The sequence below is a fragment of the Streptomyces sp. NRRL B-24085 genome, from assembly GCF_001282115.1.
Classification (GTDB): Bacteria; Actinomycetota; Actinomycetes; order Streptomycetales; family Streptomycetaceae; genus Streptomyces.
The window spans coordinates 1-15,108 of record NZ_LJBR01000029.1; the positions used below are offsets into that span (position 1 = coordinate 1).

Below are 15,108 nucleotides of genomic sequence, written 5' to 3' on the forward strand. Positions count from 1 at the left end.
CGCCGGGAGGGGCTGCTGCCGCCGTACGTCGGTGCCGTTCGGGCGGGCGCAGCCGGAGGCCAGGGCGGCCGCGGCCAGGAGGACGAGTCCGCCGCGGATCGACACCCCCCATGCACCATTTTTATAGGTTTGTCCTACTGTTCCCATGGCGCCGGATCCTCGCAGGTCACGGCGTCGCCGCCGGGCCGACACCGCCGCCCGGCAGCGGACCGTCCACCGACTGGCCCACAATGACCCGGTGAACGACCTCGCCCCCCTCCTCACCCCCGAGGGCCGTGCCCTCCTCGACGAAGTGCGCGGCACCGCCCCCGCCGACGAACTCGCCGTCGCCACCCGGCTGCGCCGCGAGCACCCCGCCGAACTGGTCTCCGCGGCGCTCGGCCAGGCCCGGCTGCGGCAGCGGGCGGAGGCGAAGTTCGGAGCCGGGGACGCGGGGCGGATGTTCTTCACGCCGAACGGGGTCGAGCAGTCGACGCGGGCGAGCGTGGCCGCCTACCGGGCCCTCAGGCTGAGCTCCATGGGCGTCACCTCCGTGGCGGACCTGTGCTGCGGGATCGGCGGCGACGCCATCGCGCTGGCCCGGGCCGGGATCCGGGTCCTCGCGGTGGACCGGGACCCGCTGACGGCGGCGGCCGCCCGGGCCAACGCGGAGGCCCTCGGGCTCGCCGGCCTGATCGACGTACGGGAGGCGGACGTCACGGAGGTCGACACGGCCCCCTACGACGCCGTGTTCGTGGATCCGGCGCGGCGCGGCGGGCGGGGCCGCATCTTCGACCCGGAGGCCTACTCGCCGCCCCTGTCATGGGCGGTCCGGGCCGCTCTCAAGGCCCCGCACGCGGCACTGAAGGTCGCGCCGGGCATCCCGCACGAGGCGGTCCCGGCCGAGGCCGAGGCGGAGTGGATCTCCGACGGCGGGGACGTGAAGGAGGCGGTGCTGTGGTTCGGCACCGCACCGGGGGCGGTCCGGGCGACACTGCTGCCGGGACCGCGGACCCTGCTCGGCCGCGGGCTGCCCGACCCCGAAGTCCGTTCCGTGGGGCGGTACCTGTACGAGCCGGACGGTGCCGTCATCCGCGCCCATCTGGTCGCCGAGGTGGCGCAGGAGGTCGAGGGCGGACTCGTCGACCCCACCATCGCGTACGTGACCTCGGACGCCCTGCTGGCGACGCCGTACGCCACCGCCTACGAGATCACCGACCGGCTCCCCTTCAACGTGAAGAAGCTGAAGGCGCTGCTGCGCGAGCGGGAGGTCGGCATCCTGACGGTGAAGAAGCGGGGCTCGGCGGTCGAGCCGGAGGAACTACGACGCAAGGCGCTCCCGAAGCCGCAGGGGACGAACGCGGTGACGGTCTTCCTCACCCGGGTGGCGGGGGCACCGACGATGCTGATCGGCGCTCCCGCGCGGGCCGTCACCGGCGCCGGGCCGTCCTGAGCAACTCCCTGTGTGCGACCGCGCGGGAACCGTTCACCCGCCGCACTCCCGCGCCCTGTCCAGCAGCAGCTCCCGCTCGCGTTCGTTGCGGGTCAGGGCGGCCGCGCGTTCGAACTCGGCGCGGGCCTCCGTCGTGCGGCCGAGGCGGCACAGGAGGTCGCCGCGCACGCTCGGCAGCAAGTGATAGTCGAGCAGGGCGGGTTCGTCGGTTAGGGCGTCGACGATCTCCAGGGCCGGGGCCGGGCCCTCCGCCATGGAGACGGCGACCGCGCGGTTGAGTTCGACGACCGGGGAGGGGGCGCGGGCGGCGAGCAGGGCGTAGAGGGTGGCGATGGACCGCCAGTCGGTCTCCTCGTAGGAGTACGCGTGCGCGTGGCAGGCGGCGATGGTGGCCTGGAGAGCGTAAGGGCCGGGGGCGCCGGTGGTTGTGGCCTCGGCGCGGCCCAGGGCTTTGATGCCGCGGGCGATGAGCATGCGGTTCCAGCGGCTGCGGTTCTGGTCCTTGAGGAGGACGGGCTCGCCGTGCGGGCCGGTGCGGGCGGCCGTGCGGGAGGCCTGGAACTCCAACAGGGCGGCCAGGCCGTGCACTTCGGGTTCCTTGGGCATGAGCGCGGACAGCAGGCGGGCCAGCCGCAGGGCGTCCTCGCACAGGGAGGGGCGCAGCCAGTCGTCGCCGGCGGTGGCCGCGTACCCCTCGTTGAAGATCAGGTAGATGACGTCCAGGACCGAGCCGAGGCGGGCCTCGCGGTCGGGGCCGTAGGGGACCTCGAAGGCGATGTTCTTCGTGGCGAGGGTCCGTTTGGCGCGCACGATCCGCTGGGCGACCGTGGCCTCCGGGACGAGGAAGGCGCGGGCGATCTCCGGGGTGGTGAGACCGCCGAGCAGGCGCAGGGTGAGGGCGGTGCGGGCCTCCGCGGACAGCACCGGGTGACAGGTGGTGAAGACGAGCCTGAGCAGGTCGTCGTCGATGTCCTCGGGATCGGCGGGCTCCTCAGGCGGGGCGGACTCCGACAGGTCCCGGCCGATCTCGGCCAGCTTGCGGGCGTAGTTCTCCCGGCGGCGGACCAGGTCGACGGCCTTGCGCCGGGCGATGGCCATGAGCCAGGCGCCCGGGTTGTCGGGGACGCCGTCGCGCGGCCACTGCTCCAGCGCGGCGACGAGTGCGTCCTGCGCGATTTCCTCGGCGATGCCGACGTCCCGGACGACCCGGGTGACACCGGCGATGATGCGCGGCGACTCCATGCGGAAGACGGTCTCGACGGAGGACCGGGCGTCGGTGCGGGAGGGCTGTGAGGTGGTCACAGCCCCCCATTCGACACCGTCACGGCCGTACAGCCAAGGAGGACGGACCGCCCCCGGGGCTCAGCCCTCCACGATCTCCCGCACCTCGCAGGTGACCGTCCAGTGCTCCTCGTGGACCTTCAGGAAGCGCTTGGTCCACTCGACCGCCTCGGCCATGTCCTTGGCCTGCACGATCGCGTAGCCGCCGACGACCTCCTTGGCCTCGGTGAAGGGCCCGTCGGTCACCGACAGCTCGCCCTTCTCCCACCGCACCCGGGTGCCCTGCGCGGTCGGCGTGAGCCCGGCGGTGTCGAGCAGCACCCCGGCCTTCGTCATCTCCTCGATCAGCTCGCCCATGCGCTGCATCAGCGCGTCGCTGGGGCCCTCGGCGGGGGCGTTCTGCTCGTCGATCCGGACCATCGACAGGTAACGCGGCATGGTGACTCCTCGGTCGGTGCGGGGCCGGTCCTTCCCGGCCTCTCACCAGTGCGTCGATCGGAAGGGCCCGGGATCGACAGACTCCGCGGATTTCTTCGGAGAATGTTTCCCGGGCCCTCAAGCATGCGCCTGACCTGCTACGACAGCGAGCCGCCGAACGTCGCCCGCTCGATCGGCGCCCCGACCGTGCGGGGGCCGAAGGTGAACGCCGCGTCCGTCACGATGCCGGTCGGACGGCCGCGCAGCGACCAGACCGCGCCTTCACCGGTGTTCCCGCCCTCGACCATGTTCTCGCGGGAGGCCGCCGCCGCGAGGTCCGCGTAGCCGTTGCCGTTGATGTCGTGGATGCTGACCGAGTCGCCGAAGTTGTCACTCGACTCGGCGGCGCCGGGGACGCCGTCGGTGTCCTGGGTGAAGCCCTGGGAGCCCGTGCCGGTCAGGCCGTCGCGGCTGCCGTAGAGGACGTTGACCATGCCCGCCCCGGCCTTGTCGCCGAGCTTCTCGCCGGGCGAGCCCACGGCCACGTCGGCGTAGCCGTCGTTGTTGACGTCGCCGACCGCCACCGCGTCGCCGAAGCGGTCCTCCTCCTCCTTGGCGCCGGGGACGTCCGCGGTGTCCTGGCTGTACGACTTCCAGGTCGACTCCGGCTTCAGACCGGAGGCCGAGCCGAGGGCCACGGTGACCGTGGAGTCGTTCGGGACGCCCCGGACGACGTCGTCGTAGCCGTCGCCGTTGACGTCGCCGAAGGCCGCCGGGCCGGTCCCGTCGGGGGAGGAGGCGACATAGGTGAAGGCGCCCCCGGAGGCGTTGGCCAGGTAGAGCTGGGAGCCGATGCCGCCGTCGCCGAGGTAGACGGTCGTCGCGAGGTCGTCGCGGCCGTCGCCGTTGACGTCCCCGGCGGCCACGTGCATCAGGTCGTAGGGCTCCAGCCTGGGCGAGCCGAAGTCCCGCGTGGCGGTCGGCTTCCCGTCCCGGGAGATCGGGCCCTGCCAGACGGTGACCTCGGTGCCGAGCGGGTCGTCGCCCGGGGAGCGGCCGCCGCGGAACAGGACCAGGTCCGGCCAGCTGTCACCGTCGAAGTCGCCCGCCTGGGTGGTCGACGCGGGCACGGACACCGCGCCGGACAGGCCCTCCTTGGAGCCCCAGACGACGACCGCGTCCCGGTTCGGGTCAGCCTGTCCGATGATCAGGTCGGTGCGGCCGTCGCCGTCCAGGTCCCCCGTGGACAGCTGGTAGCCGAAGTTCTCGCCCGCGGCGGGATCGCCGGGGATTCCGCTGGTGGAGCGGCTGATGACGGTGCGGCTGTCCTTGGTCAGGCCGTGCGGGCCGCCGTACATGACGGTGACGTAGCCCGCCCCCTTCTTGCCGCCGATCGTGGCGATCGGGGCGCCGACGGCGAGGTCCTTGTAGCCGTCCCCGTTGAAGTCGTCCTGGACGGCCTTGGATTCGGCCGCCGTGGCGCTGCCGGCGAGGGCGGGAATCCCGCCGAGCGCGAGCACTCCGGCGATCAGCGGCACGGACCAGGCTTTGTACGAACGCGAGTTGGACATCGGTGTTCCCCCTGGTTACTGCAATGTGGTCACCGCAACAGACACCACTGGTCGCTCATTGGTTGCAGCGTCGCCCGTTTTTTCGGTGCACACGTCAGCGAAAACCTCGGCGAGGACCTCGCGGGGACCTCAGCGGAGACCTCAGCGGGGACCTCAGCGGAGCGACTCCCACAGCTCGCTCGCCGCCGGTTCCTCCGCCACCACCCGGTTGGGGTCCGAGGGGGCGGTGACGACCGGCATGGTCACGGTCTTCACGTCGTCCGCCGCCAGGCCCTTCAGACTCTCGCCGAGGGTCGTCAGCTCGGTCAGGGAGTCGAGACCGGTGTCGGTGGTGAGGCTGCCGGTGACGGCGTCGGCGACCGAGTACAGCTTGGCGGGGCTGGTCAGGAGGCTCGTCGAGGAGATCTGCTCCAGCAGGGCCTTCACCAGTCGCTGCTGGAGGCCGATGCGGCCCAGGTCGCTGCCGTCGCCTATGCCGTGCCGGGTGCGGGCGAGCGCGAGGGCCTGCTTGCCGTCGAGGTGGTGGGTGCCCGCCTTCAGGGTGAGGTGGCTGTCGGCGTCGTCGATGTCCTCGTCCGTGGTCACCGTGACCCCGCCGAGGGCGTTCACCAGTCGGGCGAAGCCCGAGAAGTCGATCTCGATGTAGTGGTCCATGCGGACGTCCGTGATCGACTCGACGGTCTTGACCGCGCACACCGGACCGCCCACCGCGTAGGCGCTGTTGAACATGGCGCCGTACGAGACCGCCGTGTCGCCGCCGCTCTCCAGCGGGCAGGACGGGCGGGTGACGAGGGTGTCGCGCGGGATGCTGACGACGGTGGCCGTCGTGCGGCCCGCGTCGATGTGCACGACCATCGCGGTGTCGGACCGGGCGCCGGTGCTGCTGCCGCCGCCGAGCGCCTGGTTCTCCCTGCCGCTGCGTGAGTCGGAGCCCAGGACCAGGATGTTGACGGACTCGGTGGGCAGCGGTGCCGCGTCGGAGGCCGAAGGGGTCGGGGTCGCCTTGGCGGGACGGTCGTCGCCGAGCGCGCTGTTGATGTCGACGCTCTTGATGTTGCTGTTGAGGTGCCAGTACGCCCAGCCCGCCGCGGCGCATCCCGCGACCAGGGTGCCCGCGAGTGCGAGGCCGACGGCCTTCAGCACGCTCGGCCGCCGACCCGCTCGTCTGTCCTCGCCGTCTCCGCTCACAGGGAGGAACGTAAGTCCGAATTATTACGAGGAACGCCTCGCGGACGGCTTTCTTCGGAAAATCTCAGACTTCCCGTCGGGGCTCTCCGAAAGTTTCGGCCGTGCAACCGATTGGCTCGGAGGCGTGGGGCGCCCCTAGGCGTCCCCGTGCAGCTCAGCGCAGCTGCTCCGCACCACCAGGCTCGTCGCCAGCTCCACCCGGGTCGCCGCCGGGTTGCCGCCGTCCCGGCCCAGGTCGAGCACCAGCTTGGCCGCGGCCTCGGCCATCTCGGTCAGCGGCTGCCGTACGGTCGTCAGCGGCGGCCCCACCCAGGGCGCCACCGGAAGGTCGTCGAAGCCGACCACGCTCAGGTCCTCGGGGATGCGCAGTCCCAGCTCGCGCGCGGCCTCGTAGACGCCGAGCGCCTGGAGGTCGTTGCCCGCGAAGACGGCCGTGGGCCGGTCCGGGCGGCGCAGCAGTTCCAGGCCCTGGCGGTAGCCGGTCTCGTGGTGGAAGTCGCCGGGCATGATCAGTTCGGGGTCGACGGGCAGCCCGGCGGTCTCCAGCGCGGCCCGGTAGCCGTCCACGCGGGCGCGGCTGCACATCATGCGGGAGGGCCCGCTGATCGCGCCGATCCTGCGGTGCCCCAGTTCGACCAGGTGGCGGGTCGCGGCGAGCCCGCCCTGCCAGTTGGTCGCGCCGATGGAGGGCACGTCGGCGCCCGGATCGCCAGCCGGGTCCATCACCACGAACGGGATCGACCTGCTGTTGAGCAGCGCGCGCTGGGACTCGTCGAGCCCGGACAGCACGAGGACCACGCCGTACGGGCGCCGGGCGGCGACCTGGTCGGCCCAGGTCCGCCCGGGGGTGAGCCGTCCCGCGCTCTCGCTCAGGACGACGCTCAGCCCGGCATCGCGGGCCACGTTCTCCACGCCCCGGATGACCTCCATCGCCCACGCGCTCTCCAGCTCGTGGAAGACCAGGTCGATCAGGGGCGAACGGCTCGCCTCGGCACGCCGGCGCCGGTAGCCGTGCGCACGCAGCAGGTCCTCGACGCGGGCGCGGGTCGCGGGCGCGACATCGGCCCGGCCGTTGAGGACCTTCGAAACTGTCGGCGCCGAGACGCCGGCCTCCCGGGCGATCTCGGCGAGGGTCGCGGTCTGCTGCGACCGTCCCACCGCAGGGGATGTCGTCCGGGTTTCAGCGGGCTCCGGGGGTGTCATGGCGGCGATCGTATCCCTGCGCGACCTCTTGACGAACCCTTCTGGCGGCCCTAGGTTCCCAAAACATTCGGATGATATATCGAAACATTCGCGAGGTCGTCGACCTGACAGTCGAGCCCGACAGGAGTTACATGACCACCGCGCCCTGGCGTGACCCCGCCCTGACCGCCTCCGCCCGCGTCGACGACCTCCTCTCCCGGATGACCCTGGAGGAGAAGACCGCCCAGCTCTACGGCGTGTGGGTGGGCGCCAGCACGGACGGGGACGGAGTCGCCCCCCTCCAGCGCGAGATGACCGCCGACTACGACTGGGACGAGCTGATCACCCGGGGCCTGGGCCAGCTCACCCGCCCCTTCGGCACCGCCCCCGTGGACCCGGCGCTGGGCGCGCAGGCACTGGCCCGCGCCCAGCGCCGTATCGCCGAGGCCGGCCGGTTCGGCATTCCGGCGCTCGCCCACGAGGAGTGCCTGGCCGGCTTCACCACCTGGCGGGCCACCGCCTATCCGGTACCGCTCGCCTGGGGCGCGAGCTGGGACGCCGAGCTCGTCGAGGAGATGGCCGGCGCCATCGGCCGCGACCTGCGCGCGGTCGGCGTCCACCAGGGACTGGCCCCCGTCCTGGACGTCGTCCGCGACCCGCGCTGGGGACGGGTCGAGGAGACCATCGGCGAGGACCCGTACCTGGTGGGCACGATCGGCGCGGCCTACGTCCGCGGTCTGGAGTCGGCCGGGATCGTCGCCACGCTCAAGCACTTCGCCGGGTACGCCTCCTCGGCCGGCGCCCGCAACCTCGCGCCGGTGCGGGCGGGGGTGCGGGAGTTCGCCGACATCACCCTGCCGCCCTTCGAGTTCGCCCTGCGCGAGGGCGGGGCCCGCTCGGTGATGGCCGCGTACACCGACACCGACGGCGTCCCGGCCTCCGCCGATCCCGGCCTGCTGACCGAACTGCTGCGCGAGGAGTGGGGGTTCACCGGCACGGTGGTCGCCGACTACTTCGGCATCGGCTTCCTCCAGAGCCAGCACCGGATCGCCGGCACCGAGGCGGGCGCGGCGCACGCGGCCCTCGCGGCGGGCCTCGACGTCGAACTGCCCACCCTCAAGTGCTACGGCACCCCCCTGATCGACGCCGTCCGCGCGGGCGAGATCCCCGAGTCCCTGATCGACCGGGCGGCCCGCCGGGTCCTGCTCCAGAAGTGCGAGCTGGGCCTCCTGGACGAGGACTGGGACCCGGAGCCCACCGGGCGGATCGACCTCGACTCGACGGCGAACCGCGCCCTGGCCCGCCGCCTCGCCGAGGAGTCCGTGGTCCTCCTCGACAACCCGGACGGCCTGCTCCCGCTGGCCCCGGACACCCGGATCGCGGTCGTCGGCCCCCGCGCCGCCGACGCCCTCGCCATGCTGGGCTGCTACTCCTTCCCCTCCCACGTCCTCACCCACCACCCCGACATCCCGATGGGCATCGAGATCCCCACGGTCCTGGAGGCGCTGCGCACCGAACTCCCCGACGCCAAGGTGACGTTCACCGAGGGCTGCGGGGTCGACGACCCGGACACCGCGGGCTTCGAGGAGGCGGTGGCCCGGACGGCCGAGGCGGACGTCTGCGTGGCGGTGCTCGGCGACCGGGCGGGCCTGTTCGGCCGGGGCACCTCGGGCGAGGGCTGCGATGTGACGGACCTCCGACTGCCCGGTGTGCAGGCGGAGTTGCTGGACTCGCTGGTCGCGACCGGCGTCCCGGTGGTGCTGGTCCTGCTGACCGGCCGCCCCTACGCGCTCGGCCGCTGGGACGGCCGGCTCGGCGCGGTCGTCCAGGCGTTCTTCCCCGGCGAGGAGGGCGGCCCCGCGGTCGCGGGAGTGCTGTCGGGCCGGGTCAACCCCTCGGGCCGCCTCCCGGTGAGCGTGCCCCGGGTGCCCGGCGGCCAGCCGTGGACGTACCTCCAGCCGCCGCTCGGTCTCGCGGGCGAGGTCAGCAACCTGGACCCGACCCCGCTGTACGCCTTCGGACACGGGCGCTCCTACACGGAGTTCGTGTGGGAGGACTTCACGGACGGCGCGCCGGCGGAGATCGGCACGGACGGCACGTACGACGTGTCGGTGACCGTGCGCAACGCGGGGGGCCGGGCGGGCGCCGAGGTCGTGCAGCTGTATCTGCACGACCCGGTGGCCTCGGTGACCCGCCCGGACGTCCGGCTGATCGGCTACCGGCGGCTGGAGCTGGAGCCGGGCGAGTCCCGCCGGGCGACCTTCCGCTTCCACGCCGAACTGTCGGCCTTCACCGACCGCAGGGGCCGCCGCGTCGTCGAACCGGGCGACCTGGAGCTGCGGTTGTCGGCGTCGAGCGCGGAGGTCCGGCACACGGCACGGCTGCGGCTGACGGGCCCGGCGCGGGAGCCGGGCCCGAACCGCCGCCTGCGCTGCGAGACGGAGGTGTCGGACTGAGCCGGGTCCACACCCGGCTCGGACCTCGCACCGACTCCTCGAAGCCCTCGGTGAATTCCGCCTCGGCATCAGGGAGTCCGGTGCGCAGCGCCTGAAGGACCGGGGGGACCGCGATGTCCCCCCGGATGCCGGGGCGAGCCCGATCCGCTCCGGCTCACCTCCGCCACCGCCTCGCACCGCCCGCGCGGCGAGACGAGGGTGCCGGATTGAGCCCGGGCCGTCGGCGGATCAGTCCGTCGTGACCGACTCGAAGCGCCAGCGGTGCACCGCGCGGGCGACCAAGTCGTCGCCCGGCTCCGGCAGTTCGGGCAGGTCGGCGTCGTAGGCCGCGTCCCACCACGTGATGACGAGGACGCGGTCCTGCGGCGCCCGGAGCGTCTCCCGCCGCAGCGGCCGTACCGGAAGCTCCTGCCGACGGGCCCAGGCGAGCAGTTCCTCGCCGCGGCCCTCGGTCGCCCGGGCCTCCCACATCAGCGCGACCGTCACGAGTAGAGGTTCTCCTTGCTGACCTCGTGCACGTGGTCGTGGCCCGGCACGTGCGGGTCGGTCACCGGCAGGGAGGAGTCGGCGGAGAGGTCCCAGGCGGAGGCGGGGCGGCCTCGGGCCACCATCTCCGCGCCGAGGGCGGCCACCATCGCGCCGTTGTCGGTGCACAGCTTGGGCCGCGGGACCCGCAGCCGGATCCCGGCGGCCTCGCAGCGCTCCTGGGCCAGGGCCCGCAGCCGGGAGTTGGCGGCCACACCGCCGCCGATCATCAGGTGGTCGACGCCCTCGTCCTTGCAGGCCCGCACGGCCTTGCGGGTCAGCACGTCCACGACCGCCTCCTGGAAGGAGGCCGCCACGTCCCGCACCGGCACCTCCTCCCCCGCGGCCCGCTTGGCCTCGATCCAGCGGGCGACCGCCGTCTTCAGACCGGAGAAGGAGAAGTCGTACGCCGGGTCGCGCGGCCCGGTCAGGCCGCGCGGGAAGGAGATCGCGTCCGGGTCGCCCTCGCGCGCGTACCGGTCGATGACCGGGCCGCCCGGGAAGCCGAGGTTCAGCACCCGGGCGATCTTGTCGAAGGCCTCGCCGGCCGCGTCGTCGATGGTCGCGCCCATGGGACGGACGTCGGAGGTGATGTCCGAGGACAGCAGCAGCGAGGAGTGGCCGCCGGACACCAGCAGCGCCATCGTCGGCTCGGGCAGCGCCCCGTGCTCCAGCTGGTCGACGCAGATGTGGGAGGCGAGGTGGTTGACGCCGTAGAGGGGCTTGCCGAGGGCGTAGGCGTACGCCTTCGCGGCGGACACCCCGACGAGGAGGGCACCGGCGAGTCCGGGACCGGCGGTGACGGCGATGCCGTCGAGGTCACGGGCGCTGACCCCGGCCTCCTTCAGCGCGCGGTCGATGGTGGGGACCATGGCCTCCAGGTGCGCCCGGCTCGCGACCTCCGGCACCACACCGCCGAACCGGGCGTGCTCGTCGACGCTGGACGCGATGGCGTCGGCCAGCAGGGTGGTCCCCCGGACGATGCCGACGCCGGTCTCGTCACAGGAGGTCTCGATACCCAGGACAAGCGGTTCATCAGCCATTGATCTCAGTTCCTCGTTCGGATGCCGAACCCGCGGCGGAGCCGCTGTCGGATGCAGTGGTCAGTCGCATGACCAGGGCGTCCACGTTGCCCGGCTGGTAGTAGCCGCGCCGGAAGCCGATGGCCTCGAAGCCGAAGCGCTCGTAGAGCTTCTGGGCGCGGATGTTGTCGATCCGGCACTCCAGCATCACTTCGGCGCACTCGAAGGCGGTCGCGGCCCGCAGCAGCTCGGTCAGCAGCGTCGCCCCGAGTCCGGTCCCCCAGTGGTCGCGGGCGACGGCGATGGTCTGGACGTCGGCCAGCTCGCCGGCGGAGGCGAGCCCGGCGTAGCCGACGATCCGCCCGCCGTCCTCGGCCACCACGTACCGCCGGGTGGCCTCGGGCCCCCGGGAGTGCGCGAGTTCGGACCAGAACATGCCCCGGGACCAGGCGTCCTCCGGGAAGAGGTCCTTCTCCAGCTCCAGGACGGGGTCGATGTCCCACCACCGCATCTCGCGCAGCACAGGAATCCGGGGTGTGGTCACTTGGGGGTGACCACCTTGTAGTTCTTGGGGACCTGCGCGTCGGGCCGCCGCAGGTACAGCGGGCGCGGGGCGGGCAGTTCCTCCCCGGCCCCGATCCGCTCGGCGGCGAGCGCGGCGAGCGCGGCGGCCGACACGTGCTCGGGTGCGCGGGCGTCGGGGAAGGTGTCCGGGTAGAGCAGCGCCCCGGCTCCGACCGCGGGCATCCCCTGGACCCGCTCGGCGATGTCGGCGGGCCGGTCGACCGCGGGATCGCCCACGCGGGTGCGGGGGTCGGAGTAGGCGGCCCAGTAGACCTCCTTGCGCCGCGCGTCGGTGGCCACGACGAAGGGGCCCTCGACGTCGGCCGAGTAGGCGAGTCCGTCCAGGGTGCACACGCCGTGCACGGGGATGCCGAGCGCGAGTCCGAAGGTGTCGGCGGTCATGAGCCCGACGCGCAGCCCGGTGTAGGGCCCGGGGCCGATTCCCACGACGATCCCGGTGACCGCGTCCAGCTTCACCCCCGCGTCCGCGAGCACCCGGTCGACGGCCGGCAACAAGAGCTCCCCGTGCCGTCGGGCGTCCACCTGGCTGAACGAGGCGGCGACGTCCCGCCCGTCGTGCAGGGCGACGGTGACGGCGGGGGTGGCGGTATCCAGAGCGAGCAAGAGCACGCAAACAGCCTACGGCTCCGGGAGGACCTGGGTGGCCGCAGGCCGCCAGAGGCACTCGCGGGTGTACCGCTGCGGCACCCGGCTCCGCCGCTCGGGCGCTGCGGGGCACTGCCGGGCGCGACGGCGCGGAACGCGCCCGGCGAGCTGCTACGGTCGCCACAAATCAGGACCAAGCACTCCAGGGGTGACCGGTGGCAACCAGCAACGCGGCGTTCGTGACCGCCCTCACCGCGGCGGCCCTCGCGACGGTCGGCTTCCTCGCCTACCAGGCCTCCGCGACGGTTCCCGCCAGGCCCCACGCAGGCGGCGCCCCGGCGGCCGTCGCCTCGAAGGCCCCCCGCGACGAGCGGGACCCCACCGCCCTGCCGGCGGGCTCGGGCGCGGGCGAACGAGTGGTGTACTCCCTGGACGACAACCGGGTCTGGCTGGTCGGCGCCGGCGAGAGGGTGATCCGCACCTTCGCGGTCGTCCCCGGCACCATCGACCCCGCCCCGGGCGTCTACGCGGTCACCTCCCGCTCGAACTCCGTGACCGGCACCGACGGCACGCCCATCGAGCACGTGGTCCGCTTCACCAGCGTGGACGGTGTGGCGATCGGCTTCAGCGCGGCCGTGGAGAAGGCGGGGTCCGCCGCCCCCATGACCACGGTGCCGACGGGCGGCATCCGGGAGTCCCGGGAGGACGGCGACGCGATGTGGGACTTCGCGACGATCGGGGCGAAGGTCGCGGTGATCCACTGAGGCCGGCTCAGGCCGCCTTCGGGCGCTCGGCGCCGGCCGCCCGCGCGGTCCCCGGATCGGGCACCCGCGGCGGTGTGGAGACGGCTTCCGCCGCCGCGCAGGACGCCAGCAGATCACGCATGGACACACCGCCGACGAGCGCGTACGGCTGCGGCTGGGGCCGGTTCTCGGTGGCCGACATGGACGCCTCCTGAAGTTCGGGGGCGGCGTAGTTAGGTACACCTAACTACGAGCTGGGTACCATGTGACCACGCACAGGACATCCAATGCAATATCTTGCCGACTGATTGTCGGAACGTTCACCGAAAACGCCCCCGGGAGGACGCGCCGGACCCCTCAGGCCGTGAGCACGCTGAGGTCGGCCGCGGCCCACCGCTCCCCGAGCGGAGTCAGCGTCACGTGCCGCACCTCGTCGGTCGTGTCCCCGACCGCCCGGTGGATCCGCACCTGGAGCCGGTCGTCGGTCAGTTCCTCGACCTTGCCCTCGCCCCACTCCACGACGATCACCGACTCCGGCAGCGAGACGTCGAGATCGAGGTCCTCCATCTCGTCGAGCCCGCCGCCCAGGCGGTACGCATCCACGTGGACGAGGGGCGGTCCGTCCCCCAGGGACGGGTGCACGCGGGCGATCACGAAGGTCGGCGAGGTGACGGCCCCCCGCACCCCGAGCCCCTCACCGAGTCCGCGGGTCAGCGTCGTCTTGCCCGCGCCGAGCTCCCCGCTGAGCATCACGAGGTCCCCGGCGCGCAGCAGCTTGGCGAGCTTCAGGCCCAGCTCGCGCATCTGCTCGGGGGAGGTGACGGTCAGCTCGGTCTCAACCGGGTTGCGCGGTACTGCTTCCATAACCGCCAACGGTAGCCCCTGCGGGCACCGCTCCCGCGCGGGTGAGGAGGTCGGCGAGGCGGTCGGTGACCACTTCCGGGTGCTCCAGCATGACGAGGTGCCCGGCGTCCGGGACCAGCACCAGCTCCGCCTCCGGCAGCAGGGAGGCGATCGCCTCGCTGTGCTCGCTGGGCGTCACCATGTCGCCCACCCCGGCGAGGACGAGCACCGGCTTGTCCGCGAAGTGGGCGAGGGCGGCGGTCTTGTCGTGGTTGTCGAACGCCGGGTAGTACTCGGCGACCACGTCGATCGGGGTGCTCTCGATCATCCGCTCGGCGAAGCGGACGATGGCCGGGTCGACGTCCCGGGAGGCGAAGGAGTACCGCTTGATGATCCCGGCGAACAGGTCGGCGGTGGCCCGCCGCCCCTTCTCCACCAGGTCGGCCCGCTGCCCCAGCGCCTTGAGAACGCCCGGCAGCACCCGCCGCACGGCGTTGACGCCGGCCACCGGAAGCCCGAAGTTGACCTCGCCGAGCCGCCCGGACGACGTCCCGACCAGGGCCACCGCGACCACCCGGTCACGGATCAGCTCGGGGTACCGGTCGGCCAGTGCCATGACGGTCATCCCGCCCATGGAGTGCCCGACGAGCACGATCGGCCCCTGCGGCACGGCCGCGTCGATGACGGCCTTCAGGTCCTGCCCGAGCTGGTCGATGTCGACCGGCACCCCGTCCTGCACCTGCCGCACCCCCCGCCCGGACCGCCCGTGGCTGCGCTGGTCCCAGTGCACGGTCCGTACGACACCCCGGAGCGCCGCGCGCTGGAAGTGCCAGGAGTCCTGGCTGAGGCAGTAGCCGTGGCTGAAGACGACGGTGACGGGGGCCGGGGTCTTGCGTCCGAACAGCCGGCGCCGGCGCGGCGACAGCGCGGGCCCGGCCTCCGGGTCGAGGTCGTCGACCTCGTAGTACAGCTCGGTGCCGTCCTCGGCGTACGCCTTGCCCGGGGTGCCCCGCAGTGCGCCGTACGGCCCGGTCGAGTCGAGGGCGAGCCGCGCCCGCTGCCGCATCCCGCGTCCGACGGTGAGCCGTTCGAGGGCCACGCCCGCCGCGGCGCCCGCGGCGATCACGCCTATCGCGGCGCCGGCGATCCCGGTCGCCCGGCGCCAGCCCGCGCCCGCCCCCGCCGCGGAGGCGAGGGCCACCGACGCGGCGGCGTCGACGACGGCCTCCGCACTGCTCTCGCTCACGTACCGCTCCTGTTCACTGGGTCGGGTGATAC

The 15,108-nt window shown here is 73.1% G+C and carries 15 protein-coding genes; 3 read left to right on the forward strand and 12 right to left on the reverse strand.

Annotation, left to right across the window (positions count from 1 at the left end; all coding sequences use genetic code 11):
• Window positions 1–238 precede the first annotated feature (238 nt).
• The gene (locus AOJ26_RS03870) at window positions 239–1,432 is read left to right on the forward strand and encodes a THUMP-like domain-containing protein (RefSeq protein WP_053846744.1); all 1,194 of its coding nucleotides are present in this window, start codon (window positions 239–241) and stop codon (window positions 1,430–1,432) included.
• Between the two features lie 33 nt (window positions 1,433–1,465).
• On the opposite strand, the gene AOJ26_RS03875 is transcribed toward AOJ26_RS03870, so the two are convergent.
• The 5 genes from AOJ26_RS03875 to AOJ26_RS03895 form a co-directional block, all read right to left on the reverse strand.
• On the reverse strand, window positions 1,466–2,734 hold the full coding sequence (locus tag AOJ26_RS03875) for an RNA polymerase sigma factor (RefSeq protein ID WP_053846745.1): 1,269 nt from the start codon (window positions 2,732–2,734) through the stop codon (window positions 1,466–1,468).
• A gap of 60 nt (window positions 2,735–2,794) precedes the next feature.
• Window positions 2,795–3,151, reverse strand: a complete 357-nt coding sequence (locus tag AOJ26_RS03880) for a YciI family protein (protein ID WP_053846746.1) — start codon at window positions 3,149–3,151, stop codon at window positions 2,795–2,797.
• Between the two features lie 137 nt (window positions 3,152–3,288).
• Window positions 3,289–4,701 carry an FG-GAP and VCBS repeat-containing protein gene (locus AOJ26_RS03885; RefSeq protein ID WP_053846747.1) on the reverse strand — a complete coding sequence of 471 codons (1,413 nt, stop codon included), beginning with the start codon at window positions 4,699–4,701 and terminating at the stop codon, window positions 3,289–3,291.
• 153 nt (window positions 4,702–4,854) lie between these two features.
• Window positions 4,855–5,889: an LCP family protein gene (locus tag AOJ26_RS03890; protein WP_373413207.1), complete on the reverse strand. Its 1,035-nt coding sequence runs from the start codon at window positions 5,887–5,889 to the stop codon at window positions 4,855–4,857.
• A 135-nt stretch (window positions 5,890–6,024) separates the two neighbouring features.
• On the reverse strand, window positions 6,025–7,092 hold the full coding sequence (locus tag AOJ26_RS03895) for a LacI family DNA-binding transcriptional regulator (RefSeq protein WP_053846749.1): 1,068 nt from the start codon (window positions 7,090–7,092) through the stop codon (window positions 6,025–6,027).
• A 131-nt stretch (window positions 7,093–7,223) separates the two neighbouring features.
• Here AOJ26_RS03895 and AOJ26_RS03900 point away from each other — a divergent pair, with 131 nt between their 5' ends.
• Window positions 7,224–9,527, forward strand: coding sequence for a glycoside hydrolase family 3 N-terminal domain-containing protein (locus tag AOJ26_RS03900; RefSeq protein WP_053846750.1), 2,304 nt, complete (start codon window positions 7,224–7,226; stop codon window positions 9,525–9,527).
• Window positions 9,528–9,755: 228 nt separating this feature from the next.
• On the opposite strand, the gene AOJ26_RS03905 is transcribed toward AOJ26_RS03900, so the two are convergent.
• From AOJ26_RS03905 to tsaB, 4 genes are read right to left on the reverse strand one after another with little or no spacing between them, the layout of a single operon-like run.
• The gene (locus tag AOJ26_RS03905) at window positions 9,756–10,013 is read right to left on the reverse strand and encodes a hypothetical protein (RefSeq protein WP_053846751.1); all 258 of its coding nucleotides are present in this window, start codon (window positions 10,011–10,013) and stop codon (window positions 9,756–9,758) included.
• The gene (gene tsaD, locus AOJ26_RS03910; RefSeq protein WP_053846752.1) at window positions 10,010–11,095 is read right to left on the reverse strand and encodes a tRNA (adenosine(37)-N6)-threonylcarbamoyltransferase complex transferase subunit TsaD; all 1,086 of its coding nucleotides are present in this window, start codon (window positions 11,093–11,095) and stop codon (window positions 10,010–10,012) included. Before tsaD ends, AOJ26_RS03905 begins: the two co-directional genes overlap by 4 nt.
• Window positions 11,088–11,585: a ribosomal protein S18-alanine N-acetyltransferase gene (gene rimI, locus AOJ26_RS03915; protein WP_053846810.1), complete on the reverse strand. Its 498-nt coding sequence runs from the start codon at window positions 11,583–11,585 to the stop codon at window positions 11,088–11,090. The genes tsaD and rimI overlap by 8 nt, the downstream gene beginning before the upstream one ends.
• 29 nt (window positions 11,586–11,614) lie before the next feature.
• Window positions 11,615–12,268: a tRNA (adenosine(37)-N6)-threonylcarbamoyltransferase complex dimerization subunit type 1 TsaB gene (gene tsaB / locus AOJ26_RS03920; RefSeq protein ID WP_053846753.1), complete on the reverse strand. Its 654-nt coding sequence runs from the start codon at window positions 12,266–12,268 to the stop codon at window positions 11,615–11,617.
• A 191-nt stretch (window positions 12,269–12,459) separates the two neighbouring features.
• Here tsaB and AOJ26_RS03925 point away from each other — a divergent pair, with 191 nt between their 5' ends.
• Window positions 12,460–13,008, forward strand: coding sequence for a hypothetical protein (locus tag AOJ26_RS03925; RefSeq protein WP_053846754.1), 549 nt, complete (start codon window positions 12,460–12,462; stop codon window positions 13,006–13,008).
• Between the two features lie 7 nt (window positions 13,009–13,015).
• On the opposite strand, the gene AOJ26_RS43750 is transcribed toward AOJ26_RS03925, so the two are convergent.
• The 3 genes from AOJ26_RS43750 to AOJ26_RS03935 form a co-directional block, all read right to left on the reverse strand.
• Window positions 13,016–13,189 carry a hypothetical protein gene (locus AOJ26_RS43750; RefSeq protein ID WP_179200377.1) on the reverse strand — a complete coding sequence of 58 codons (174 nt, stop codon included), beginning with the start codon at window positions 13,187–13,189 and terminating at the stop codon, window positions 13,016–13,018.
• A gap of 155 nt (window positions 13,190–13,344) precedes the next feature.
• Window positions 13,345–13,851 carry a tRNA (adenosine(37)-N6)-threonylcarbamoyltransferase complex ATPase subunit type 1 TsaE gene (tsaE, locus tag AOJ26_RS03930; RefSeq protein ID WP_053846755.1) on the reverse strand — a complete coding sequence of 169 codons (507 nt, stop codon included), beginning with the start codon at window positions 13,849–13,851 and terminating at the stop codon, window positions 13,345–13,347.
• Window positions 13,823–15,076, reverse strand: a complete 1,254-nt coding sequence (locus tag AOJ26_RS03935; RefSeq protein WP_053846756.1) for an alpha/beta fold hydrolase — start codon at window positions 15,074–15,076, stop codon at window positions 13,823–13,825. Before AOJ26_RS03935 ends, tsaE begins: the two co-directional genes overlap by 29 nt.
• Window positions 15,077–15,108: the final 32 nt, after the last annotated feature.

Coding starts and splice junctions, on each gene's coding strand:
- rimI (WP_053846810.1), bottom strand. CDS start 11,585: ATGCGGTGGTGGGACATCGACCCCGTCCTGGAGCTGGAGAAGGACCTC.
- AOJ26_RS43750 (WP_179200377.1), bottom strand. CDS start 13,189: ATGTCGGCCACCGAGAACCGGCCCCAGCCGCAGCCGTACGCGCTCGTC.
- AOJ26_RS03895 (WP_053846749.1), bottom strand. CDS start 7,092: ATGACACCCCCGGAGCCCGCTGAAACCCGGACGACATCCCCTGCGGTG.
- tsaD (WP_053846752.1), bottom strand. CDS start 11,095: ATGGCTGATGAACCGCTTGTCCTGGGTATCGAGACCTCCTGTGACGAG.
- AOJ26_RS03900 (WP_053846750.1), top strand. CDS start 7,224: ATGACCACCGCGCCCTGGCGTGACCCCGCCCTGACCGCCTCCGCCCGC.
- tsaE (WP_053846755.1), bottom strand. CDS start 13,851: ATGGAAGCAGTACCGCGCAACCCGGTTGAGACCGAGCTGACCGTCACC.
- AOJ26_RS03880 (WP_053846746.1), bottom strand. CDS start 3,151: ATGCCGCGTTACCTGTCGATGGTCCGGATCGACGAGCAGAACGCCCCC.
- AOJ26_RS03885 (WP_053846747.1), bottom strand. CDS start 4,701: ATGTCCAACTCGCGTTCGTACAAAGCCTGGTCCGTGCCGCTGATCGCC.